This window comes from Halopseudomonas bauzanensis, assembly GCF_900114735.1.
Classification (GTDB): domain Bacteria; phylum Pseudomonadota; class Gammaproteobacteria; order Pseudomonadales; family Pseudomonadaceae; genus Halopseudomonas; species Halopseudomonas bauzanensis.
Genome location: NZ_FOUA01000005.1, coordinates 221,778 through 245,193 on the forward strand (window position 1 = coordinate 221,778; position 23,416 = coordinate 245,193).

Below are 23,416 nucleotides of genomic sequence, written 5' to 3' on the forward strand. Positions count from 1 at the left end.
AGCGACCCGCCATGCCAGCCAGGTTACTACTTGCTTACACGCGAAACCCCGTTGACTGTCAGTACCCGCACTCGCTCGCCCGGAGCGAAGGAGATACTCGGATCGACTTCCTGCACATAGGCGCGGGTCTGACCGCCATCCTCTCGCACAGTGATTTCGATACCCTGATTGCGGGTGATGCCTTCTTCGGCCGCCGCACCCGCCATACCACCGGCGACAGCACCCAACACGCCGGTAATAATGCTGCCACGTCCGCCACCGATCGAGCTACCGGCAACACCACCAACCACTGCACCAGCGCCGGTACCGATATTGGTCCTGGTGCCTTCGATCTGCACCAGGCGAACCGATTCGACGGTGCCCATACGCACTGTTTGCGGCGCGCGCGCTTCATCGCGGCTGTAGGTGTCACCGGTCAATCCCGAAGCACAACCACCCAGCACCAACGCAACACCGAGCAGGCAGCTCTGGAGAATTCGTATATTCATGATTCACCTCTGTATTGTGCAGCAACCCTGAAGGCTACCGGTTAGTGTGCAGTTTCTGCCACTAAATATTGGACCCGGCCAGCCCGCGAATGTTGCGGGGGCCTTTCATCGGGTTTTCTTCGGCGTGGGTCGAGGTCCACTGCGGTTTCCTTTAGAATCCGCGCCGATCATTCACCTTCCCACTGCTCCAGCCAGAATAACAATTAAATCCGCAGCTCACGAGCACTCGATATATTCGGAGAAGAATTGCATGCCCGTATTGCAGCTTGCGTGGCTTTATTATCTTAACAATAGCGCCTTTGTACTCAACTGCCTGGCGTTGTTTTACGGCCTCAGTGGCAGCTGGCTGATCATCGCTACCCAGTGGCGTACCGCCCGCGCCATGCGGTTGGCAACCGGCGGCAGCGCATTGACGCTAACCGGCCCGACGGCCCGCCCGCATCCCGCCAACCGGATGTTCATGCTGGTCGGCGGTGTCTGCCTGGGTCTGGCACTACTGCTCACGCTCGCTGCCCGCCTGGTCTGACACCCACTGGCGGCTAGCCACCGGGTTGGCGTATTGGCGCAACCACCAGGGGCGCTGATCCGGCGGGCAGGCCGCCAGGCGCTCGGCAAATCGCTGTTCCTCAGCCGCCAGCATCGAAGCATCGAACTGCCCGCGCCAGCCAGCGATGTCTACTGCTGGATGCTCCGCCAGCAGTTGCTCCATCGCCAGATAGTTGCTGGGATACAGACGATATAGCCCGAGAATCTGGCGATCCGCCTCCGCGGCCACCGCCTTGGCATCGGGGTAGTCCTCGGTCAGCGGCTTACCGAAGGCGATATGCACCCGCCCCTTGTAGCCGGTCAGGCCCATGGCAATGGAGCGGTCATCCTCGCCCGGCTGCTTGGTATAGCCGCCAGTGCGTTCACGCTGCTCCAGCTCACGTGCCTTCATCTGATCGCAAGGGTCCCACTCATAGGCGATGGAAACCGGCACGATATTCAATGAGCGCACCACGTCGGCAAAGGCTTCGCCCTTGCGGCTCATGCACAGCATCTTGATGATCGCCGTGTCGGTGCGATCGCAGCCGTCCTTAGCGCGCCCTTCAGCCTGGGCAATCCACACCGAGTGCCCATCCAGAATCGAATGGCTGATGTAGGCGGACAGGGTCTGATAAACCGCCAGTTTTTCCCGCCGCCCGGCCACCGAGCGATGCACGATGAAGCATTTGTTCAGCCGCATCAGGTCGCTGACGAAAGGCCGCTGCAGCAGGTTGTCGCCAATCGCGATGCGTGGCGTCGGATGGCCGCCATGGTACAACGCATAGTTGACGAAGGCCGGATCCATGGCGATATCCCGGTGATTGGCCAGGAACAGATGAGGCCGCGTCTTGCTCAGATGCTCCAGCCCGCTGTAGGTAACGGTGAGCGCGCTGCGCTCGATGACCTTGTCCAGCCATGGCTCAAGCCGGTGCTGCAGCGCATCCACAGTGGTAATGCCCCGCGCCTCACGACGCAGCCCACCACCAACCAGGGCCGAGGCCATGCCCGGCAGCCAGCGGCTGAGCCGCGGGAACCGGTAGCGGGCCAGCGTTTGCAGCAACTCGCGATCATGCAACAGCCGTTGCATGACGGCAGGCACCTCATCGTCTCCATAGGGCCGGATGGCATCAAACTCGCCCATGCATTCCTCATTACCTTGGGTGGAAACCGCGCATTATGCGGCGCAGCGATTCGACTCACAATTGCTGAGTGATTGTTTCGTCGGATTGGGGAAGGAGCTAGACTCCCCTTCCCCCTTCCCATCGAGCTGCTGCCAGGAGAATAGCCATGCCGTTGCTGGACGAATGTGCCCGCCATTGCCCGCACTGCGGCGAGCCCATCCGCTTGCTGGTCGATCTCAGCGGCGGGACCCAGAGCTATATCGAAGACTGCGCCGTTTGCTGTCAGCCCATCCTCATCAACCTGTGGGTCGATGCGGACCTGGAAGGTTACCAGCTGGATCTGCGCCGTGAGGAAGACCCGCTGTGACCGGCCGCATCGCCCAGTTCAATGCGCCGGTGGCAGAGGTGCCCCAGAGCTGGCAGCCCAACTGGAACCTCAGCCCCGGCAATCGCGTACTGATCCTGCGCAAGCTGGACAACCGCCTCGACTGCGCCGACGTGCTATGGAACCTGACTCCGGGCTGGCTGCGTGATCTGAGCCGTGCGCCCTTCTCGGCTCAGGCCGAGTTCCTGCACGACAAGCCGATGTTCCGCGAACCTCTGGTACAGCGGCGCTGCCTGCTGCCGGTCGATGGTTTTTATATATGGCAGCAACAGGGGCAACGCAAGCAACCCTGGTACCTGCGACAGGAACAGGGTGGGCTGGCACTGGCTGGATTATGGGAGCGCTATGCATTGGATGATGGCGAGTACTGGGACAGCTGCGTTCTGATCACCGCACCGGCCAAGGGCCTGCCGGCCCGACTGGGAGAACGCATGCCGGTCACCCTGAACCGGGCCGAACAGGCCATCTGGCTCGCTGCGGCCACCGCTCCGAGCGCATTGCAACCACTGTTGCTCAATGCCGATTCCCAGGTGCGACTGATGTACCCGGTCAACCCGGCGGTCAGCAGCCCGGCGACCCAGGGGCCACAATGCTGCAACCCCACCGGGCACGCCGTCAGGCTGGATGATCCTATACCTTGAACTGGTTGATCAGCCGGCGTTGATGTTCGGCCAGCTTGGTCAGGCCGGCGCTGGCGCTGGATGACTCACCAGCCCCTTCGGCCACCGCATTGGCGACCTCACCGATGGTGTTGACGTTGCGGTTGATGTCCTCGGCCACGGCGCTCTGCTGCTCCGCCGCACTGGCAATCTGGATGTTCATGTCATTGATCACCGATACCGCCTGGGTAATTGAGGTCAAGGCCGCATCCGCCTCCTCGGCCTGCAATACACTGTCGCTGGTCCGGCTGCGGCTCTGCTCCATGACTCTCACCGTTTGATGGGTGTCGGCTTGCAACTGCTCGATCATCTTCTGGATTTCTTCAGTAGAGTTCTGCGTCTTCAGCGCCAGCGAGCGCACCTCGTCGGCGACCACGGCAAAACCGCGCCCCTGATCCCCGGCGCGCGCCGCCTCGATTGCTGCGTTCAGCGCCAGCAGGTTGGTCTGCTCGGCTATGCCGCGGATGGTATCCAGGATCGAAGTGATGTTCTCGCTGTCACGGACCAGGTGCTGCACGCTCTGTGAGGCGCGCTCGATATCTTCAGCCAGCCCCTGAATAGTCGCCGCGGTCTGCTGCACCACTTCGCGGCCATGACCGGCCGAGCCGTTGGCGTTGCCCGCCGCTTCGGCGGCCAGGCTGGCGTTACGGGCCACATCCTGGGCGGTAGCGGTCATTTCCGTCACTGCGGTAGCTACCAGCTCGATCTCGCCGAGTTGGCGCTGCACCCCATCATTGGTACGCATGGCAATGTCGGCGGTATGCTCGGCAGCGTCGGTCACCTGCTGCACCGAGCCGACCACCTCACGGATCATGTCCTGCAACTTGTCGAGAAAGGCATTGAAACCACGGGCGATATCCCCGAACTCGTCGCTGCGCTGGACAGCCAGGCGCTGGGTCAGATCACCCTCGCCGCGAGCGATATCATTGAGCATGGAAACCAACTGCCGCGCTGGCCGTGCCAAGCCGTAACCGACCGCCAGCATCACACCCAGGCCAACCAGGGCGGTAAGCCCACCGATCACCGCCAGAGTAATTGCCTCACTGGATTGGCGCTGCGTCAGCTCGGTCTCCAGCGCCTGCAGGTCAGCCATCACCACGTCGAGTGGCAAGTTGATCAACATCGTCCAGTGCGTGCCGGTGTCGCCAATCGGAATCGGCATCCACAACTGCACACGATTACCCGCCGTATCCAGTTCATAGTGAAAGTCATCGCCCAGGCCAGCGAGGTTGGCCAGCCCCTGCTTATCGATCACGCGTTCGGCTGGATCCCCCGGCGCGGCCTCTTCACCGGTCCAGGCAACCAGTCGGCCGTTGGGACTGATCAGGGCCTGAGTGCCACGCCCCTCGTAAAGTCGGCTGTCGCTCTCTTCGAGCATGGATTGCAGAAACTGCAACGACAGGTCCGCACCGGCAATACCCATGAACTGGCCGTTGAGCATGATCGGGGCAGTGAAAGACGACAGCATGACCCAGCTGTCGCCCAGCTCGTAGGGCGCCGGGTCGATCACACAGGCACGCTGCGTATCACGCGGGCAGAAATAATATTCACCGACGCGCACGCCGGTTTCCAGCATGGTTTCGTCCGTGAGATCGTCCAGCGGCTCCAGCGCCAGTGTGCCATCGAGTTCGCGATACCAGAAAGGCATGAATTGGCCCTGCTCGTCATGCCCCGACTCGCCAGCACCCTGATAAAAACTATCCAGCCCGTCGAACGCGCCCGGTTCCCAGGCAACGTAAGCCGCCAGCAGCGTCGGCTGCTCCTCCAGTATCCGTCGAATATAACGAACCATTTCCTCGCGGCTCATCATCAGTGCCGGCAGACCATCTTCCTGCATTTCGCCCAGCTGGCGATTGAGCAACGCCAGTTGTTCGGTCACCGCAAAGGGTTGCTCCAGCTGTCGACGGATGCGCAGGCTTTCAGCGGTAGCAATGGCTTCCAACTGGCTGCGCACACGCTGCCCCAACATCTGCTCGCTGCGTTCGATGACCATGCTCTGGTTGCGCTCGAATGCCAACAGGGCGTACAGAGTCATGATACCGACCGCGATGAACAGGCAGGCACCTGCCAGCGCGGCTATGGAAAACTGGATGGATCTGAGTTTCATAGGGGCCTCGGCCAGGGAGCTGATGAACGCTTTATCGGCCGTGATAGTCAAACCTCCAGCCATGATCTGATATCGTTCATCAGGTCAAAGCTGTTAAACCCGAAACATGGAAGGAAATCACCATGCGTATCCGCCTGCTTTGCTGTCTTCCGTTCATGGCGCTGGCTAGTTGCGAGACCGTCAACACCACCCAGGGCGGCGCCGTCGGTGTCGATCGAAGTCAGTACATGTTCAGCGCGCTGTCCAGCGCTGAAGTCGACCAGATGGCCGCCGAGTCGTACAACGAGATGCTTGCCGAAGCGAAAGCCGCAAAGGTCTTGAACACCGACACCGCCATGCTCAAGCGTCTGAACCGGATTGCTGATCAGCTGGTAAAGGAAGTGGACCACTTCCGTCCCGATGCCAAGAGCTGGAATTGGGAAGTCAACCTGATCAAGAGTGATCAACTGAACGCCAGCTGCATGCCCGGCGGCAAGATCATCTTCTTTACCGGCATTGTCGACAAATTGCAGCTGACCGACGACGAGATCGCCCAGATCATGGGGCATGAAATCGCCCATGCTCTGCGTGAGCATGGCCGCGAAGCCATTTCCCGTGCTTACACCACGCAGATGGGCACCCAGGTAATAGGTTCGTTGCTGGGCCTGGGCGATGGCGCACGACAGGCTGCCGACATGGCAGTTCAGTATGGACTGACCCTGCCCAACAGCCGCTCCAACGAAACCGAAGCGGACCTGATCGGTCTGGAGCTGGCGGCCCGCGCCGGCTACAAACCGGAGGCCGCAGTCACCCTGTGGCAGAAGATGGCGCGCGCCGCTGAGGGTGAGCCGCCGGCCTTCCTGAGTACGCACCCCTCTTCCTCGGGGCGCATCCAGAACCTGCAAAACACTATCCCCAAGGTGCAGCCACTGTATGAAGCGGCGCGATAAGACCGGTATGAATAGCTCAGGTTCCTAATACATAAGTCTAATATCACTATTCAATCACTTGATTTCCTGCATATTTCATCTATGTTACAGCGGTTGAAAAACGATCGCCCTCTGGGCAAACCCTGAGATGCAGTACTCGAGGATGAACATAATGAGAAAAACCCTGATCGCCGGCAGTGTCGCCGCTGCTGTGCTGGCTCTGCCCACCCTGTCCATTGCCCAGACCCAGAACAACGGCTTCAGCTTTGTTGATGACGCCAAGGCCACCCTGGGCTTGCGTAACCTCTATTTCAATGGCGATTACCGTGAAGGTGATGGTTACTCGAAAGATGAAGAATGGGGTCAGGGTTTCATGCTCGACTTCCAGTCCGGTTATACCCAGGGCCCGATCGGCTTTGGTCTGGACGTATTCGCCCGCTCGGGTATCCGTCTGGATTCCGGTAGCCGCACCAGCAAGGCTGACCGCAGCCGCAACCCCGGCACCATGTTCCCGCTGGATCATGACGACAGCGCCGTTTCCGAGTTCAGCCAGATCGACTTCGCCGCCAAGGCCAAGGTATCCGAGACCGAGCTGAAAATCGGCCGTGGCCTGCAGCCCAGCCTGCCGGTACTGACACGCAACGACGGTCGCCTGCTGCCCCAGACTTACAGCGGCGCGACGCTGACTTCCAAGGAAATCGACAATCTGACTCTGCGCATCGGTCAGATGGATGAAGCCAGTGGCCGTAACTCCACCTCCCATGAAGGCCTGCTGCTGGGCGGTGGTTCCGAGCGCGTGAACAAGTTCCAGTATGCCGGTGGTGACGCCCAACTGGGTGATAACCTGGTTGCCAGCTACTACTTCGCCAAGCTCAAGGATTACTACAAGCAACATTACCTCGGTGCCGTCCACACCCTGGACCTGGGTGCCGGTCAGCTGATTACCGACCTGCGCTATTTCGACAGCGGCTCCACTGGCGCCAACGATAGCGGTGAAGCCGGCTATGCAGCCCGCGGCGTATACAACGACGGCGAAGTCGACAACCGCGCCATGAGCGCCATGTTCACCTACAAGCTGAGCAACCATGGCCTGGGCCTGGGCTACCAGAAGATGAGCGGCGACAGTGACTTCGCCTACCTCAACAACGGTGGCGGTGCCACTGCCTACCTGATCACCGACTCGCAGATCAACAAGTTCGAGCGTGCCGGCGAGAAGACCTGGGTTGGTCAGTACAGCTACAACTTCGCCGACCTGGTACCGGGTCTGAAGTTCTCCGCCAAGTATCTGCGCGGCAGCGACTTCGACGTCGCACCCGGCGAAGGCGACAAGGAATGGGAGCGTAACCTGCGTCTGGATTACACCGTCCAGCAAGGTTTCCTGAAGGATCTGGGTGTGTCCCTGCGTCACGCCAGCCTGCGTTCCGATGCGGACCGCGACCAGGACCAGGTACGGGTCTATCTGACCTACAACTTCGTTCTGCTCTAAGTCGATCAGATGCCCCGGTACGCCGGGGCATCATTTCCTTTTTCCCTCCCTCTCTCCACCAACTTCCCCCTCCGCACTTTCCCCTGCCTGCAGTGGTCTGTAGTCTGAGCAAGTACGTATTGGTTCTTGCATTGCGACTTCAGAGGCGACCATGGTCAGACACTTTCAAAGCTTCGAGAAAAAGTTCAGTGACAGCGGCTTATGGAACAAGCTGTCCCGCTACGCCAGGACTGCCGGCAAAGAGGTGGTGGAAAAGGTGCTGTGGCTGTATTACGCCGCCCAGGACCCGAACACCCCGCGCTGGGCCAAGACAGCCATTTACGGCGCACTGGGCTATTTCATCTTCCCGCTGGACGCGATTCCCGACTTTGCAGCGGTAGTAGGTTATACCGATGATCTGGGGGTATTACTCGCCGCCCTGGCCACGGTCTCCGCCTATATCACCGATGATGTCAAAGCCCAGGCGAGTCGCAAGCTGGAGCGCTGGTTCGGACCTAGGGTGATGGATGAAGGAGGCATCACCATAGACGGAGAAAAACACTAAGCCCACTATCGCCGTTTTCAGTTTGCCGGCAGGCCGTTTGGGCTGCCGGCTCGCCATCCTCAGAACCGCAATACCGCCGCCGCGCCCGCACCGCCCTCCATCATGCCTTTGGGGAGAACTACTACCTCGGCCCCCGTCTGGAATGCTCGAGGAATCAACTGATCGAGCACATCGGCACCCCCTTGCGTGGTATCACTATCCGCGTCATACAGATCCACCGCTCCGTTCTGCGGATTCACCACCCCCGGCACGCTGCGACCCGACTCGACCAGCAGCAGCGCTACCCGCCCGGCATATACCGCCTCACCGATCTCTGGAAGGCTATCGCAGGCCAACTGCTTGCCTTTGGCAGCGCTGTAGCGTTCCAGAATGCTGTCCAGCCAGGCACTGTGCCGGCGGCTCATGATTTCCGTCGCCTCGCGACGCAGTTCGGCGGCTTCCAGCAAGGAAGGATCCATCGGGATACCTTCTTCCAGCAGCTGTGAATTGTGACTGATCGCCCGAAAAGCCGCCTGGTTACGGGGCAGGGCTGCCAGAATCAAGGGCAGGCCCGGACGGGAATGATGCTCAGTGATGGATTTGTCGATCGCACGGAAATAGCGCTCACGATCGACGTCTATTTCATCCTGTTTGCCACCGCCACCGGCCTCATGCGGAGTCATGCCTCCGGCCTTTTCTGCAGCCCGACTGAAGCCACCGGGGTACCCGGCCTGATTCTTGTCGGTCAGTTCCGAACCCAGTGCCTCTTCCAGGTTACGCGGTACCGATGGGTGCAGCTCGACCTGATGGGTGACGTGGCGATCACCCTCGCATAGCCGCACCGCATCGCGGGTCACACAGAGAATCTGGAAGCTCTCCGCCAACTGGCTGATACGCAGCAGCGGTTGCAGATAGGGTTGGCGATCCACCCGGATGCGCTCCTCCACGACCTGATGGAGGGAAAAGACCCTGAACAGGTCTTCGCTGCCCAACACCGCGAGCCCGCTCCGCGGGGAATTCCATAGTTCGTCTTCGTTGAGCAGCGCCTCAAACTGCTGCAGTAACTTCTGCTCCGTCGGGGCGGTTGCTCCGTCCATCTGCTCACGCAGTTGGCGCAGGAGGTTCCGGTAACGGACCTTGTTCTGTTCTCGCTCGGGAAATGTCCGCTCCATGGGCATGTAGAGCGAAACGAAAGTCTGACCTTGTAACTTCAGCAGTTCATCCAGTGCTGCTCGCGTGATGTGTTCGTACATATGCAGTCACCTCGATCGTGGAGCCTCCCTGATTACGACGAGGTTGATGGCTGCGAGTTCAGACAGTCCGACCGCCTGCCGTCGCCTGCCCTTACCTGCATTTCAATCAGCAAGACGGCCTTGCCGAATACTTTCACCGCCTTGCCAGAGATGCCACTCACCCGGCTGGCAGGCATGCCATTGCTCGTTGCTGGTCAGCGGCTCGGTGGCAATTACGGTCACCACATCATTGGGCGTCGTGTGTTCCTGAAAATCCACGGCCATTTCCACATCGCGCAGATGAGCCGGGCCGAAAGGCGCTCGGCGGGTGATCCAGGCCAGCTTGGTGGTGCACAGGGTGAACAGCCACTCACCATTGCTCAGCAGCAAGTTACATACCCCTCGCGCCGCATACCCGGCGCACGCATTCGTCAGGCAATCGAGGAGTTCGGCCTGGCTCGGCTGTTCAGCGAACTGGCCGCGCAGACGATTGAGCAGATCGCAGAAGATGGCTTCGCTGTCGGTGTTGCCCACTGGTTGGAACGGACCCGGGCCAGCCACGAAACCATTGATCTGGCCGTTGTGGGCACAGGTCCAGTATTGTCCCCACAGCTCGCGGGTAAACGGATGGGTGTTGGCCAGGCTGACACGCCCCACATTGGCCTGGCGGATATGGCAGATCACATTTTCCGATTTGATCGGATAGCGCTCGATCAACTGGGCGATGGCCGAACTGTGGCATGGCGCCGGGTCATGGAAGCAACGAACGCCCTTGCCCTCATAGAAGGCCACCCCCCAGCCATCACAATGGGGCCCCGTCTTGCCGCCACGCTGCATCAATCCGGAAAAGCTGAAGCAGATATCCGTCGGCACGTTGGCACTCATACCCATCAGTTCACACATCTCACATCTCCGTTACCGCCCGACCGCCGGGACCATCTTGGCCGAACATGGTACCGTAGATAGCGTCTCATCACCCATGCACACCCAACAGGGCAGATCCATGATCACGCTACGCAATTCCCTTCTCCCCGGCGTCACCGCCTGACGGCCCGGTTACCGCTCGCGCTGGCAAGCCGCATATCGGTTTATGGCCAGCGGGCTGAATGATATTGCTGATACACTCCGGCCCCATGACCATGCAATCTCCCCTGAGCCTGTACCAACAGGCCATCGCCTACCAGGGGTTCATCCCCGACCCGGCGCAGCAGAACGCCGTTGACCATCTGCAGAACTGTTTCGAGGCATTGCACACCGGCAGAACCACACCACCCCGCGGAGTCTATCTCTGGGGTCCGGTGGGTCGCGGCAAGACCTGGCTGATGGACAGTTTCCACAGCAGCCTGCAGGTGCCCAGCCGGCGCCAGCATTTCCATCACTTCATGCAATGGGTGCACCGCCGGCTGTTCCAGCTGACCGGCACCGCCGACCCACTGAGCAGTATCGCCCGTGAACTGGCGACCGAGGTGCGGGTGCTCTGCTTCGATGAGCTGTTTATCAGCGATATCGGCGACGCCAGCATTCTCGGCCGGCTGTTCATCACGCTGTTCGAGGAAGGTGTGGTGCTGGTCGCCACGTCCAACCAGCCGCCGCAGCAGCTGTATGAGCATGGCCATAACCGCGAACGGCTGCTGCCGGCGCTGGCAGCCATGGAGCGGCACATGCAGGTGGTCGATGTGGATGGCGGCCAGGATCACCGGCTACATCCGGGGCAGCAACACCAGCGTTATTGGGTTCAGGACGCAGCAGCGTTGGCGGGGGTATTCGAGCGGCTGTGCGGCGGTACTGCGGTATCCAGCGAACCGGTGCAACTCAATCATCAACACTTGCAACCACTGCGCCATTGTTCACAGGCGGTCTGGCTCACCTTTGCCGAACTCTGCGAACGCCCCCTGGCTGCCGCCGACTTCATGGCACTGTGCGACCGTTTCCCGGCAATTTTGCTGGAGCAGGTGCCCGCTCTGAGCAGCGCCCAGCGGGAAGCGAAGATCGCCCGCGGCACGGAAGATGCGGTGGAGCAGGTAACGGCCGGCGACCGGGTGTTACCGCCGCTATCGAAACAGGACGACAGTGTGCGCCGGCTGATTGCCCTGGTGGATGAATGCTATGACCGACGAGTGCCGCTGTATATCGAAGCCGCAGTGCCCCTGACCGAGCTCTATACCGAAGGCGCCCTCACCTTCCCGTTCCGCCGCACGCTCAGCCGTTTGCAGGAAATGCAATTGGCGCGCTTCTGAACGAAAAAACCCTCGCATCTCTCGATGCGAGGGTTTCGGATATGGCGCAGCGGACGGGACTCGAACCCGCGACCCCCGGCGTGACAGGCCGGTATTCTAACCAACTGAACTACCGCTGCGCGTTACCTCGAGTGGTGGGTGATGACGGAATCGAACCGCCGACCCTCTGCTTGTAAGGCAGATGCTCTCCCAGCTGAGCTAATCACCCATTTTCTCTCGAAGTGGAGCGCATTCTAGACAGGTTTTGCGGTTATGGCAATCGTCTGTGCTCAGTGATCGAAATCACTCGCCGCATGCCGTTCCGGCACCTGCTCATCCAGCTCGCCCCAGGTGCGGTTGACCTGTCGGCCGCGCTGCACGGCAGCACGTTGACCAACCTCCTCGGCCCAGCGCAATACATGGGTATAGCTGTGCGCTTCGAGGAACTCCGCCGCCTCGTATACCTGGTTAGTGGCCACCCCGCCGTACCAGGGCCAGATTGCCATATCGGCGATGCTGTACTGCTCGCCGGCAACGTAGCGGTTATCCGCCAGCTGGCGATCGAGCACATCCAACTGCCGCTTGACCTCCATGGTGTAGCGGTTGATTGGATACTCGAACTTCTCCGGCGCATAGGCATAGAAATGACCGAAGCCGCCACCCAGAATGGGTGCGCTGCCCATCTGCCAGAACAGCCAGTTCAGGCATTCGGTGCGCCCGGCGATGTCCTGCGGGATGAAGTGGCCGAACTTTTCCGCCAGATACAGCAAAATGGAGCCGGACTCGAACACCCGCAGCGGCGGATTGATGCTGGTATCCAGCAGCGCCGGGATCTTCGAGTTGGGGTTGATGCCCACAAAACCACTGCCGAACTGATCGCCTTCACCGATGCGAATCAGCCATGCGTCATATTCGGCCTCGGCAATGCCCAGCGCGACCAGTTCCTCCAGCATGATAGTGACCTTGACCCCGTTGGGTGTGGCCAGGGAGTACAACTGCAGCGGGTGCTTGCCTCGGGGCAACTCACGCTCGTGGGTCGGGCCGGCGATAGGACGATTGATGTTGGCAAACTTGCCGCCATTATCCTTGTCCCAGGTCCAGACCCGGGGTGGTGTGTAGGTGTCGTTACTCATTCTGTTCTCCCATGCTGATTCCAGCGGGACGCCCGCCGGAGAAGAATGACATGGGAGGATACTAGCCCCGGCGGGCGCCACTGGCCACCGCAGTCACCGAATCAGGCGCTGCGGATTTCCCCGTCCTCCAGGAAGATTCGGCTGTTTCGTGGCCTGATCCAGGCATCGCCACCCTGCACCAGACCCAGCTCACCCATGGTGCCTACCCCAGCGCCATCCAGCCTGCGTACACGCCCAGCAGCAGGAAGATCACTGCGGTAATCCCCCGAATCAACCCCAACGGCAGCTTGCCCGCCGCCGCATTGCCAAGAAATACCACCGGCACGTTAGCCAACATCATCCCCAGCGTGGTACCCAGCACCACCCACAGATAGGCATCGAATTGCGCAGCCAGTACCACGGTTGCCACCTGGGTCTTGTCGCCCATCTCGGCCAGAAAGAAGGCCACCAGCGCTGCCATGAAGGCGCCGTAACGGCTGATCGGCGGGGTGTCGTCCTCATCCAGCTTGTCCGGCACCAGGGTCCAGGCCGCCACGGCCAGAAAGCTGATAGCCAGCAAGGTGTACAGCCAGGTATCGCTGAGCAGGTCGGCAACCAGTTGCCCCACCGCACCGGCCAAGGCGTGATTGGCCACGGTGGCCAGTAGTATTCCCCAGATGATCGGCCAGGGCCGACGGAAACGTGCTGCCAGCAATAACGCCAGCAACTGGGTCTTGTCGCCGATCTCTGCCAGCGTGACTACCCCGGTTGAAACGAAAAAAGCTTCCACGGATGTTCCACAAGAGGGCGGGTCGACCATTCCAATGACATACGAACACCCCCGCCCTCGGCTGGTGTTCCTATGTCAAAGGTCTCGTCAGACCCAGTCACCCAAGGTGACGGCGGGTCGCAAACGCCACGGCCTGCGGGCCGAATATGTTGACGTTTGCCGTGGAAGAAACTTCAGAAAGAAATCTCTTCCGGAGAGACTACTCCCCTAAGACGGCGGCCACTGTAGCAAGGCCCGCCGGTTGAATCAACCCGGCGCGATCGCCGAATACACCTTGAACCGATTGTTCTCGCGCAGCACCCGACAGGGTCCGATGTGCTCCTCGATCAGCGGCGGATATCGCAGAAACCCATTGGCAACGATGCGCAGCTCACCACCGGGCAGCAGGTTGCGGGTGACTTCATTGAAAAATGCCTCGGCGATGCTGGTGTCATGGCGGATGCCGGTATGAAATGGCGGGTTGCTGACCACCGCGGCAAAGCGGCCATGCACGTCACTCAGGCCATCGGAAGGATAGACCTGCGCTTGCACTCCATTGACCAGCAGGGTCTGCTCGGCACAGTACAGCGCCATGGCATCGACATCCACCAGCTCAAAGCGGGTGTCCGGATTACGCCGGGCCAACACCGTGGCCAGCACCCCGGCACCACAACCGAAGTCCAGCACTTTGCCCGGCGGCAGCGGCGCCAGTTCCTCCAGCAGCAATTGACTGCCTTCATCCAGCCGGCCATGACTGAAAACCCCGGGCAGACTGACCAGTTCAACGGTCTGGTCAGGAAAGGTCAAGGCAATGGAGCGCTGCCAGTCTTCCAGGCGAAATGGCGCGGGCTGATCCTGGACGATGCAGCGCCACAGTTGGCAATGCCGGGCGGAATCCAGCTTCTCGATTGCAGCACCATGTGCCGTCAATAGCTTTTCCGCCCGGGTAATGCCGCCCTTCTTCTCCCCCACCAGATACAGCGGGCAACCGGCCCGCAGCAGCGGCGCTATCTGCGCCAAGGCGAACTCGGCGCGCTCGATGGCTTTGGGCATCACCAGAATCGCCCCCTCCAGCCCGTCGACCTGTGGGCAGAGATGGGAGAAACTCAGATGCGTCTCATCCAGTCCGGCACTGAGGCCCTGCTGCACGAAATAGTCCCAGGTCCAGACATGCCAATCAGCCGGCACCTGTCGAGTCAGCCCATCTACAGGTGGGTTGACCAGCAGCAGGCGCTGGCCGGCAAACAGCTCGGCGCTGCGTTCAAGTATCTGGCTGGTGTTATCCATGGCTGTGCTCCGAAGGTGAACCGGGCCGGGCATTGTACGCGGGGGCAGCAGGAGCTTAAAGATGGATTGCCCCGAACCTCAGCCTTTCCTTGGCTTGGCCCGCGTCGTCGGCTCGGCCTGCGATGGGTCATCCGGCCAGTAATGCTTGGGATAGCGCCCTTTCATGTCCTTCTTCACCTCGGCATAACTGCCACTCCAGAACCCGGCCAGGTCCTGGGTCACCTGCACCGGTCGACGCGCCGGGGAAAGCAGGTGCAACTTCAATGCTACCCGGCCCTGGGCGATACGTGGCGTTTCGCGGCTGCCGAACATCTCCTGCAGACGCACCGCCAGTACCGGCGGTTGCTCGCTGTAGTCGATACGGATACGTGACCCGGTGGGCACCGTCCAGTGCGTGGGCGCCAACTCGTCGAGCTGTGACGGCAGCGGCCAGGGCAACAGGCCAGTGAGGATGGCTGGCAGATCCAGGTTGGCGAAGTGCGCGAGCCGGGTGACCCGGTCCAGCCAGGGGGCAAGCCAGTCTTCCAGGCCATCGAGTAAGGCCTGGTCGGAGACGTCCGGCCAGCGGCTATCAATGTCCTGCTGCTCATCCAGCTGGCGCAGCAGCAGGATACGCGCCTGCCACTGGCGCAGCGCCGGCGTCCAGGGCAACAGGCTCAGCCCCTGCTTGCGCACTACATTGCACAGGGCCCGGCTGCGCTGGGCCGGGTCAATGTCCGCCAACGGCTCGCGGTGCAGCACCAGGGTACCGATGCGCTGCTGGCGCTCGGCGATCAGGGTTTCGCTGCGCGGGTCCCATTCCAGAGTCTGCTCGATCTGCAGCATCTCCGGCAGGTAGTGCTCCAGCCACTCCGGGTCCAGCGCCGCAGCGAGAAATATCCGCGCATTGCGCTGGCTGGCATGGCCGCCGAGACTGGCAATCACCAGCCAGGGCTGCTGTTGCAGACTGTCGACCTGGGCGAAGGCGGCGGCGCGGCCATTGGCCAATCGGTAGTCCGCGCCCTGCTCGCCACGGCGCTGGGCAATGCGGTCCGGGTAGGCCAGCGCCAGCAACAGGCCGGCCCAGCGCTCGCTGTCCGGCTCCGGCACGGGTTGCGCAACATCGATGCGCTCGATCAATCGCTGCCACTGCCCGGCCAGCTGGCGCGCCCGCTGCAGCGCACCGCGATCCAGGGCCGGCTCGCCAGCGGGGTGGTCGAATGCTGCCAGCCGGCGGGCGATATCCGCGTCCTCCACGCCGCGCAACAGGTCCCGCTCGCCGAGAATCGCGGCCAGCCGGCAGGCTTGACGCCCCAGCCCCAACTGCTGCCCCCGCAGCAGCATGTGCGCCAGCCGCGGATGCATCGGCAACGCTGTCAGCGCCGCGCCGTGGTCGGTCAGCTGCCAGCCCCGCTCAGTCCGTGCCAGGGCTCCCAACTGGATCAGCAGATCCCGCCCCTGCTGCAGCGCCGCTCCCGGCGGCAAGTCGAGCCAGCGCAGCTCCGCCGGGTCATCTATACCCCATTGCGCCAGTTGCAGGGCCAGGGGCGCGAGATCCGCTTGCAGTATCTCCGCCTGACCCTGGGCAGCCAGCTGCTCCTGCTGGCCAGCCGACCACAGGCGATAACACACGCCCGGCTCGGTACGCCCGGCACGACCTGCACGCTGGGTAGTGGCCGCCTTGGATATGCGGCGTGTGTGCAACCGGGTCATTCCTGACACCGGGTCGAAGGCCGGCTCGCGGTGCAACCCCGAGTCGATGACTACCCGCACGCCGTCGATGGTCAGACTGGTCTCGGCAATCGGTGTAGCCAACACCACCTTGCGCCGCCCGGCCGGTGCCGGGCTGATAGCCTGACGCTGCGCGGCGAAGTCCAGGTCGCCATACAGGGGGGCGATATCCACGTCAGGATAACTGTCCACCGCATGTTCCAGCCGCCGCTGCAATCGGCGGATCTCTGCTGTTCCGGGTAGAAACACCAGCAGACTGCCGGACTCGGTGGCCAGCGCCTGCAGGATCGCCTGCTCAAGCAACGGCTCCAGCGGCTGGCCCGGCGTGGCGGCGGTGCCATAATGCACCTGCACCGGATACTGACGCCCCTCACTGCTCACCAAGGGCGCGTTGTCCAGCAGACGGCTGACCGCCGCGGCGTCCAGCGTGGCAGACATGACCAGTAGTTTCAGTGGGTTGGCGTCGTCGCGCAGATACTGCTGGGTCTGCAAGCAGAGCGCCAATCCCAGATCGGCGTCCAGGCTGCGCTCATGGAATTCATCGAAGATGACCAGGCCAATGCCCGGCAGCTCGGGGTCGGCCTGTAGCAGGCGCTGCAGAATGCCTTCGGTTACCACCTCGATGCGAGTCGCGGCGCTGACCCGGGTCTCCAGGCGAATACGATAACCGACCGTCTGGCCCACCGGCTCACCAAGCATCTGCGCCAGGCGCTCGGCAGCCGCCCGGGCCGCCAGCCGCCGCGGCTCCAGCAGGATGATCTTCTGCCCGGCCAGCCATTCACTGCGCAGCAGCACCAGCGGCACCAGGGTAGTCTTGCCGGCGCCAGGCGGCGCCTGCAGCACCACCGCCGGCGAGCGGGCCAGTTGCTGGTCCAGCTCGGCCAGCACCGTTTGTACAGGAAGATCAGACATGCACGGGATATCCGGTCAAAGGGGGCATTATAACCGCCCGCGACTTCAAGCCGTCACGGCACCAGCGTATAGTATGCAGGGTCTGGATACGTTGCCTACCCCGAGGAATATCATGCGCCTGAAAGCTCTGGCCAGCGTTCTGCTGACCACCACTCTGGTTTCCCAATTGACCGCCTGCGGCAGCATCTTCTACCCCGAACGCCGCGGTCAGATCAGCGGTGAGATCGACCCCGGCGTGGCGATTCTCAACGGTATCGGCCTGCTATTCTATGTCATCCCCGGGCTGGTGGCCTTCGCTGTGGATTTCGCCACAGGCGCCATCTATTTCCCCGATGAACGCTACACCCTGGCACCCGAACGCCTGCAGGAAGCTGTCGATGCCCAGGGCCAAGTCGACCCGCTTAAACTCGAAGCCATTCTGCAACAGGATCTGGGTCTGCAGCTGCCCATGCAGCATGCTCGGCTGCTGAACAGCCCGAACGGCGCACACTTGGCCCTGCTCGGGCTGCCGGCCCGCACCTGATGGAGATATCCGCCCAGCAGCTGAGCACGCGCAATGCCCGCCTGCTACGGCTGGCCACCTACGCTTCGGTAATGGTCGCGATCCTGTTGATCACACTCAAGGCCGTCGTCTGGTTCATGTCCGGCTCGGTAAGCCTGCTGGCTTCGCTGATCGACTCGTTGATGGATGCCGGCGCGTCGCTGATCAATCTGGTCGCGGTCGCCTACGCGCTGACCCCGGCGGATAAGGGCCACCGTTTCGGCCATGGCAAGGCCGAGGCGCTGGCCGGTCTGGCGCAATCGGTGTTCATTGCCATCTCGGCTATCGTGGTGTTGCAACAGGGTATCGATCATCTGCTCAACCCCAGGCCGCTGGAAGCAGCCTGGTTCGGGGTGGCGGTAATGCTGATCTCGATCATCGCGACCTTGTTGCTACTGGCTTTTCAGCGCCATGTGATTCAACACACCGGCTCAACCGCGATCCGTGCCGATGCCCTGCATTACCGCTCCGATCTGTTGATGAACGCCAGCATTATCATCGCGCTGATCCTGGCCTATTACGGCGTACCTGGAGCGGATGCGGTGTTCGGTATCGGCATCGCCCTGCTGATCGCTTTCAGCGCCCTGCAGATTGGCCGCGACGCGGTGCAGATCCTGATGGATCACGAATTGCCCGATGCGGTGCGCAAGGAAGCCATGGCGCTGGCTCGTAGCGTGCCCGGCGTGATCGACGTGCATGATCTGCGCACCCGCGAGTCCGGCCAGCAGTGGTTCATGCAGTTGCACCTGGAGTTGCCCGGCGACCTGTCGCTGACCGATGCCCATGAGCTGGGCGAACAGGTCCGTCACACGATCATCCGGCGCTTTCCCCAGGCGGATGTGCTGGTACACAAGGACCCGGTCCACCCCCAGCCGTCCGCACAAACGCAAACGGCCGACTGAGTCGGCCGTTTGCGCTGGGTCCGTTGAGGTATCCGGGTTGGATACTGCCTGTCCTCCGTGCCTTGTGGGCTGGGGTGGCCGGGTGACGAATCGATCCGGTAGAACCTTCCGTCTCAGGGCTGCTCGAGTGGAGCACCTGTTTGGACTCGCCGGCCAAGGCTTGAAACTTGTGATTATGGTAACGCGCAGGCAGCACCATTTCTTGTCTTTTATTGCCCATCAAGCGGTCAATTGCGCAATAATATCGCGACCAACTCAATATTCCTGCAACTACACGAGGTGGACGCATGAATGAATACACTCTGGACCGATATGATCTGAAAATTCTGGCCGCATTGCAGCAGGACGCCCGTATCAGCAATCAGGAACTGGCCGAGCGCATCGGCCTGTCGCCTTCACCCTGTTCACGACGGGTAAAACAGCTGGAAGAAAGCGGCTATATCACCCGGCAGGTGGCATTGCTCAACCCGCAGAAGCTGGGGCTGACCCTCACCGCCTTCGTGATGATCGGCATGGACCGCCATACCCCGGATCGCTTTGCCGGTTTCGAGGACACCATCCGCCAATGCCCCGAGGTGTTGAACTGCAGCCTGGTTACCGGCATGGAAGCGGATTACCAGTTGCGGGTGGTGGTGCCCGATATGGACCATTATCAGCAGTTTCTGCTGGGTACACTCACCCGCATCGAGGGAGTGTCCAGCGTGCGCTCCAGCTTTGTACTGAACCAGGTGGTCTCGAGTACGGAATTGCCGCTCAACCACCTGGTCACAAAATAGACAGCCCTTTTTCCTGACAGGAGACCATTGTGTCCTACGAAGAATTCGAAGCCCTTGCCCTGCCCTTGTCCATCTTTGCCCTGGTAGCCTTCATGGGATTCATTGTCTGGGATCTGGCAAAGAAGTCCAAGGCTGGCCGCTACGGCACCATGGTGTTGTTCTTCGCCCTGGGCCTGGGCGTGCTGGGCTTCGTGATCAAGGCCGTGATTCTTGGTAGTGTGGATGGCTGACGAGCACCCGAAGCACGACGCCAGGCTTTTCGGGTCCCGCCGACTATAAAAACAAGCATCGGAGTACCGCACCATGAACCTGCATCAGTACGCTGAAACCCATGAAGTCACCAATCAGGTGCCGCCGCTGGATGGTATCAACCTGTACCGCAGCGATCTGCCCCTGCGGCAATGGGTCCATCGTTACCGAGGTGACTGGGCCGATGAACAACTGTCTGCCTATGGCCAACTGGCCGGCGGTGCATTGATGCGGGCCGGCTTTCTGGCCAATGAAAACCCACCGGTATTCCACAGCCATGACCGTCAGGGCCACCGGATTGACCTGGTGGAATTCCACCCCGCCTATCATGAACTGATGAGCGCTGGTATTGCCCATGGCATCACCAGCGCGCCCTGGACTGCGCCTCGCCCCGGCGCCCATGTGGCCCGCGCCGCCACGATGTACCTGCATAATCAGGCGGAGGCCGGCACCAGTTGCCCGATGACCATGACCTTCGCCTGCATACCGGCGCTACGGCTGCAGCCGGATCTGGCGGAGCATTGGCTGCCGAAGATCCTGTCGCGCCAGTACGATCCGCGCAATCTGCCGATGGAGCAAAAGAGCGGCCTGACCATTGGCATGGCCATGACCGAAAAGCAGGGCGGCACCGATGTGCGGGCCAATACCACCCGCGCCTGGCCGATCGCCAATGCCGGCCCTGGCCACGCCTATGAGCTGCTGGGGCACAAATGGTTCTGCTCGGCCCCCATGTGCGACGCTTTCCTGACCCTGGCGCAGACCGACAAGGGCCTGAGCTGCTTTCTACTGCCCCGCCACCGCCCCGATGGCAGTCGCAACCAGTTCTATATACAACGGCTGAAGGACAAGCTGGGCAATCAGGCCAATGCCTCCAGCGAAGTGGAGTTTCGTGGCGCCCTGGCCTGGATGATCGGCGAGGAAGGCCGCGGCGTACCGACCATTATCGAAATGGTGGCATTGACCCGCTTCGATTGCATGATCGGCTCCAGTTCCCTGATGCGCCAGGCCTTGGCCCAGGCCACTCATCATTGTGCCCACCGCAATGTCGGCGGGCGCCCACTGATCGATCAGCCGCTGATGCAGAACGTACTGGCCGATCTGGCCCTGGAAAGCGAGGCGGCGCTGGCCTTGACCATGCGCATGGCCAGCGCGCTGGACCACGCCGATGATCCACACGAGGCGGGATTCGCCCGGCTGGTCACCGCTATCGGCAAGTACTGGATCTGCAAACGTGCCCCGGCCATGATCAACGAAGCTCAGGAATGCCTGGGCGGCGCGGGTTATGTGGAGGACAGCATCCTGCCGCGACTCTATCGCGAGGCCCCGGTGAACTCGATCTGGGAAGGCTCCGGAAACGTGCAATGTCTGGATGTGTTGCGCGCCCTGTCGAAGGAGCCGGGTATTGTCGAAATGCTGTTTGCCGAATTGGGCGATGGCGCGGGAGACCGGCAGCTGCAGGCGCATATCAACAAGCTGCAACAGCAGTTTGCCGACAAGGACGACATCCAGTACCGCGCCCGTCAGTTGACTGAAGATGTAGCCGTGGCGCTGCAGGCCAAGCTACTGCTGGAAGCGGGTAACAACACCGTCTCCGACGCCTTTATCGCCAGTCGTCTGCAGGACCATGGCCGCGTCTACGGCACTTTACCCCGCGGGCTGGATGTGCGTGCGCTGGTCGAGCGGGCGCAACCGCAGGCAAGGTAACTCTGGATCCTCTCTCGAGAGCATGAAACTCGGGAGGATCTTGCTCAACGAGTCAGGGTTTTCCTTCAGCCACACCCAATTAACAGGACGGTGGTGGGCAGTTGCCCTTGGCGAACCGTGTGCGGCCATGGACGGCCGCACACGAGCGCCACGGAAGGCACGGGTGCGTGTTCGCCAAGGGCAACTGCCCAGGGCCGTCAGACGCCGAGCGTGCCCCAGACATATCTGCGGAGCTGGCAGCAAGGCCGCTGGTCGAGATGAAACTCGACGGGGTTGCCATCGACCCTCCTGAGGACGTGCTGGCTGGTGACATAGCATTTGCCGGTAGGGGCGATGGTTGAAATGGAGCCAGCCGGCAGCAGCTGCGGTGCTGGGCAGTCGTGGTACGAGCTAGTGCTCGAACCTCCCAGGGGGGCGGTGCTCGAACCGCCGGCTGGCACGCTCACCTTTCATCAGCCATAAAAAAAGCGCCCCGCGGGGCGCTTTTTTACTCCATGCAGATCAGAAAATCTGCCGCTGGATGATGGTCTCATTGCGATCCGGACCGGTGGAGATGATATCAATCGGCGCACCGACCAGCTCCTCGATCCGGGCAATGTAGGCCTGGGCGTTAGCCGGCAGCCCTTCCAGCGTCTGGATGCCCAGGGTCGACTCGCTCCAGCCAGGTACTTCCTCGTAGACCGGCTCCAGGCCGATATAGCTATCCGCGTCGCTCGGCGCTTCCAGCACTTCGCCTGCAGCGTTACGGTAACCGACACAAATCTGGATTGCATCCAGACCATCGAGCACGTCCAGCTTGGTCAGGCACAGCCCGCTGATGCTGTTGATTTCGATGGCGCGCCGCAGGATAACCGCATCAAACCAGCCGCAACGACGGGCGCGACCGGTGGTGGAACCGAATTCGTGACCGCGCTGGGCCAGACGCTCACCGATGTCGTCGAACAGCTCCGTGGGGAACGGACCAGAGCCGACCCGGGTGGTGTAGGCCTTGGTGATGCCCAGCACATAGTCCAGGTACAGCGGACCAAAACCGGAACCGGTGGCGGTGCCGCCAGCCGTGGTGTTGGAACTGGTCACGTAGGGGTAGGTGCCATGGTCGATGTCCAGCAGCGAGCCCTGGGCTCCCTCGAACATGATATTGGCGCCTTCGCGGCGCAGCTCGTGCAGCCGTGCCGTCACATCCTGCATCAACGGCTTGAGCCACTCGGCATATTCCATGGCCTCGTCGAGAGTCTTCTGGAAGTCGATCGGCTGCACCTTGTAATAATGCTGCAGAGCGAAGTTGTGGTAATCCAGTACCTCCCCCAGCTTGGCAGCGAAGCGCTCGCGGTGGAACAAGTCGCCCACGCGCAGACCGCGGCGGGATACCTTGTCCTCATAGGCCGGGCCGATACCACGACCGGTAGTGCCGATCTTGGCTTCACCGCGGGCCAGTTCGCGGGCCTGATCCAGCGCCACGTGGTAAGGCAGGATCAGCGGACAAGCCGGACTGATGCGCAGACGATCACGCACCGGCACACCCTTGGCTTCCAGGCCGGTCAGTTCCTTGAGCAGCGCCTCCGGGGACAGCACCACGCCGTTGCCGATGTAGCACATCACGTTTTCGCGCAGAATCCCCGAGGGAATCAGGTGCAGAACGGTCTTCTCACCGTCGATCACCAGCGTGTGACCGGCATTGTGCCCGCCCTGATAACGCACCACCGCTGATACCTGATCAGTCAGCAGATCGACGATCTTGCCCTTACCCTCATCACCCCATTGGGTGCCCAGGATGACAACATTCTTACCCATGTTCAGCTCTTGC

Annotated in this window: 22 protein-coding genes, 2 tRNA genes and 1 riboswitch; of the genes, 12 read left to right on the forward strand and 12 right to left on the reverse strand. The window is 61.5% G+C overall.

Going from position 1 to position 23,416, the window contains the following annotated elements; translation table 11 throughout:
• Positions 1-26 precede the first annotated feature (26 nt).
• Positions 27-488: an outer membrane lipoprotein gene (locus tag BM267_RS12365; RefSeq protein ID WP_036990609.1), complete on the reverse strand. Its 462-nt coding sequence runs from the start codon at positions 486-488 to the stop codon at positions 27-29.
• A gap of 250 nt (positions 489-738) precedes the next feature.
• On the opposite strand from BM267_RS12365, the gene BM267_RS12370 reads away from it, so the two are divergent.
• A complete protein-coding gene (locus BM267_RS12370; RefSeq protein ID WP_036990610.1) occupies positions 739-1,014 on the forward strand; it encodes a hypothetical protein in 276 nt (91 codons plus the stop codon).
• Here BM267_RS12370 and BM267_RS12375 read toward each other — a convergent pair.
• Complete coding sequence (locus BM267_RS12375) at positions 982-2,154, reverse strand: 1-acyl-sn-glycerol-3-phosphate acyltransferase (protein ID WP_074780286.1); 1,173 nt, start codon at positions 2,152-2,154, stop codon at positions 982-984. The genes BM267_RS12370 and BM267_RS12375 overlap by 33 nt on opposite strands.
• A gap of 146 nt (positions 2,155-2,300) precedes the next feature.
• Between BM267_RS12375 and BM267_RS12380 the strand changes: the two genes are divergently transcribed.
• Together BM267_RS12380 and BM267_RS12385 are read left to right on the forward strand one after the other, a co-directional pair.
• Positions 2,301-2,501, forward strand: a complete 201-nt coding sequence (locus BM267_RS12380; RefSeq protein ID WP_036990612.1) for a CPXCG motif-containing cysteine-rich protein — start codon at positions 2,301-2,303, stop codon at positions 2,499-2,501.
• Positions 2,498-3,160, forward strand: coding sequence for an SOS response-associated peptidase (locus tag BM267_RS12385; protein WP_074780282.1), 663 nt, complete (start codon positions 2,498-2,500; stop codon positions 3,158-3,160). Before BM267_RS12380 ends, BM267_RS12385 begins: the two co-directional genes overlap by 4 nt.
• On the opposite strand, the gene BM267_RS12390 is transcribed toward BM267_RS12385, so the two are convergent.
• Entirely contained in the window at positions 3,150-5,285 is a 2,136-nt protein-coding gene (locus tag BM267_RS12390; RefSeq protein WP_074780668.1) for a methyl-accepting chemotaxis protein, read from the reverse strand. The genes BM267_RS12385 and BM267_RS12390 overlap by 11 nt on opposite strands.
• A gap of 122 nt (positions 5,286-5,407) precedes the next feature.
• Between BM267_RS12390 and BM267_RS12395 the strand changes: the two genes are divergently transcribed.
• The 3 genes from BM267_RS12395 (at position 5,408) to BM267_RS12405 (ending at position 8,223) form a co-directional block, all read left to right on the forward strand.
• Positions 5,408-6,214, forward strand: coding sequence for a M48 family metallopeptidase (locus tag BM267_RS12395; protein ID WP_074780279.1), 807 nt, complete (start codon positions 5,408-5,410; stop codon positions 6,212-6,214).
• A gap of 151 nt (positions 6,215-6,365) precedes the next feature.
• Entirely contained in the window at positions 6,366-7,679 is a 1,314-nt protein-coding gene (locus BM267_RS12400) for an OprD family porin (RefSeq protein ID WP_074780277.1), read from the forward strand.
• A gap of 151 nt (positions 7,680-7,830) precedes the next feature.
• Positions 7,831-8,223: a YkvA family protein gene (locus BM267_RS12405; protein ID WP_051611016.1), complete on the forward strand. Its 393-nt coding sequence runs from the start codon at positions 7,831-7,833 to the stop codon at positions 8,221-8,223.
• A gap of 59 nt (positions 8,224-8,282) precedes the next feature.
• Here BM267_RS12405 and BM267_RS12410 read toward each other — a convergent pair whose 3' ends face one another.
• On the reverse strand, positions 8,283-9,455 hold the full coding sequence (locus BM267_RS12410; RefSeq protein ID WP_074780274.1) for a baeRF3 domain-containing protein: 1,173 nt from the start codon (positions 9,453-9,455) through the stop codon (positions 8,283-8,285).
• Positions 9,456-9,557: 102 nt separating this feature from the next.
• Complete coding sequence (locus BM267_RS12415; RefSeq protein ID WP_074780271.1) at positions 9,558-10,337, reverse strand: class II glutamine amidotransferase; 780 nt, start codon at positions 10,335-10,337, stop codon at positions 9,558-9,560.
• Positions 10,338-10,567: 230 nt separating this feature from the next.
• Here BM267_RS12415 and zapE point away from each other — a divergent pair, with 230 nt between their 5' ends.
• A complete protein-coding gene (gene zapE / locus BM267_RS12420; RefSeq protein ID WP_074780268.1) occupies positions 10,568-11,671 on the forward strand; it encodes a cell division protein ZapE in 1,104 nt (367 codons plus the stop codon).
• Positions 11,672-11,713: 42 nt separating this feature from the next.
• Here zapE and BM267_RS12425 read toward each other — a convergent pair.
• The 6 genes from BM267_RS12425 to hrpB form a co-directional block, all read right to left on the reverse strand.
• A tRNA-Asp gene (locus tag BM267_RS12425) sits at positions 11,714-11,790 on the reverse strand.
• Between the two features lie 13 nt (positions 11,791-11,803).
• Positions 11,804-11,879: transfer RNA gene (locus BM267_RS12430), tRNA-Val, on the reverse strand.
• Positions 11,880-11,940: 61 nt separating this feature from the next.
• A complete protein-coding gene (yghU, locus tag BM267_RS12435) occupies positions 11,941-12,783 on the reverse strand; it encodes a glutathione-dependent disulfide-bond oxidoreductase (protein WP_036990617.1) in 843 nt (280 codons plus the stop codon).
• Positions 12,784-12,985: 202 nt separating this feature from the next.
• Positions 12,986-13,552 carry a TMEM165/GDT1 family protein gene (locus BM267_RS12440; RefSeq protein ID WP_074780264.1) on the reverse strand — a complete coding sequence of 189 codons (567 nt, stop codon included), beginning with the start codon at positions 13,550-13,552 and terminating at the stop codon, positions 12,986-12,988.
• A 25-nt stretch (positions 13,553-13,577) separates the two neighbouring features.
• Positions 13,578-13,772: riboswitch (yybP-ykoY riboswitch) on the reverse strand.
• Positions 13,773-13,798: 26 nt separating this feature from the next.
• Positions 13,799-14,818, reverse strand: a complete 1,020-nt coding sequence (locus tag BM267_RS12445; RefSeq protein ID WP_074780261.1) for a methyltransferase — start codon at positions 14,816-14,818, stop codon at positions 13,799-13,801.
• A gap of 78 nt (positions 14,819-14,896) precedes the next feature.
• Entirely contained in the window at positions 14,897-17,440 is a 2,544-nt protein-coding gene (gene hrpB / locus BM267_RS12450) for an ATP-dependent helicase HrpB (protein ID WP_074780259.1), read from the reverse strand.
• A gap of 112 nt (positions 17,441-17,552) precedes the next feature.
• Between hrpB and BM267_RS12455 the strand changes: the two genes are divergently transcribed.
• The 5 genes from BM267_RS12455 (at position 17,553) to BM267_RS12475 (ending at position 21,612) form a co-directional block, all read left to right on the forward strand.
• Complete coding sequence (locus BM267_RS12455) at positions 17,553-17,963, forward strand: polyribonucleotide nucleotidyltransferase (protein WP_074780256.1); 411 nt, start codon at positions 17,553-17,555, stop codon at positions 17,961-17,963.
• The gene (locus tag BM267_RS12460; protein WP_074780253.1) at positions 17,963-18,883 is read left to right on the forward strand and encodes a cation diffusion facilitator family transporter; all 921 of its coding nucleotides are present in this window, start codon (positions 17,963-17,965) and stop codon (positions 18,881-18,883) included. Before BM267_RS12455 ends, BM267_RS12460 begins: the two co-directional genes overlap by 1 nt.
• A 287-nt stretch (positions 18,884-19,170) precedes the next feature.
• Positions 19,171-19,659: an Lrp/AsnC family transcriptional regulator gene (locus BM267_RS12465; protein WP_074780250.1), complete on the forward strand. Its 489-nt coding sequence runs from the start codon at positions 19,171-19,173 to the stop codon at positions 19,657-19,659.
• Positions 19,660-19,688: 29 nt separating this feature from the next.
• Positions 19,689-19,889, forward strand: a complete 201-nt coding sequence (locus BM267_RS12470; protein WP_074780248.1) for a DUF2788 domain-containing protein — start codon at positions 19,689-19,691, stop codon at positions 19,887-19,889.
• Positions 19,890-19,962: 73 nt separating this feature from the next.
• Positions 19,963-21,612: an isovaleryl-CoA dehydrogenase gene (locus BM267_RS12475; protein WP_074780245.1), complete on the forward strand. Its 1,650-nt coding sequence runs from the start codon at positions 19,963-19,965 to the stop codon at positions 21,610-21,612.
• Between the two features lie 501 nt (positions 21,613-22,113).
• Here the strand turns inward: BM267_RS12475 and BM267_RS12480 are convergent.
• Positions 22,114-23,403: an adenylosuccinate synthase gene (locus BM267_RS12480; RefSeq protein ID WP_074780242.1), complete on the reverse strand. Its 1,290-nt coding sequence runs from the start codon at positions 23,401-23,403 to the stop codon at positions 22,114-22,116.
• Between the last annotated feature and the right edge of the window lie 13 nt (positions 23,404-23,416).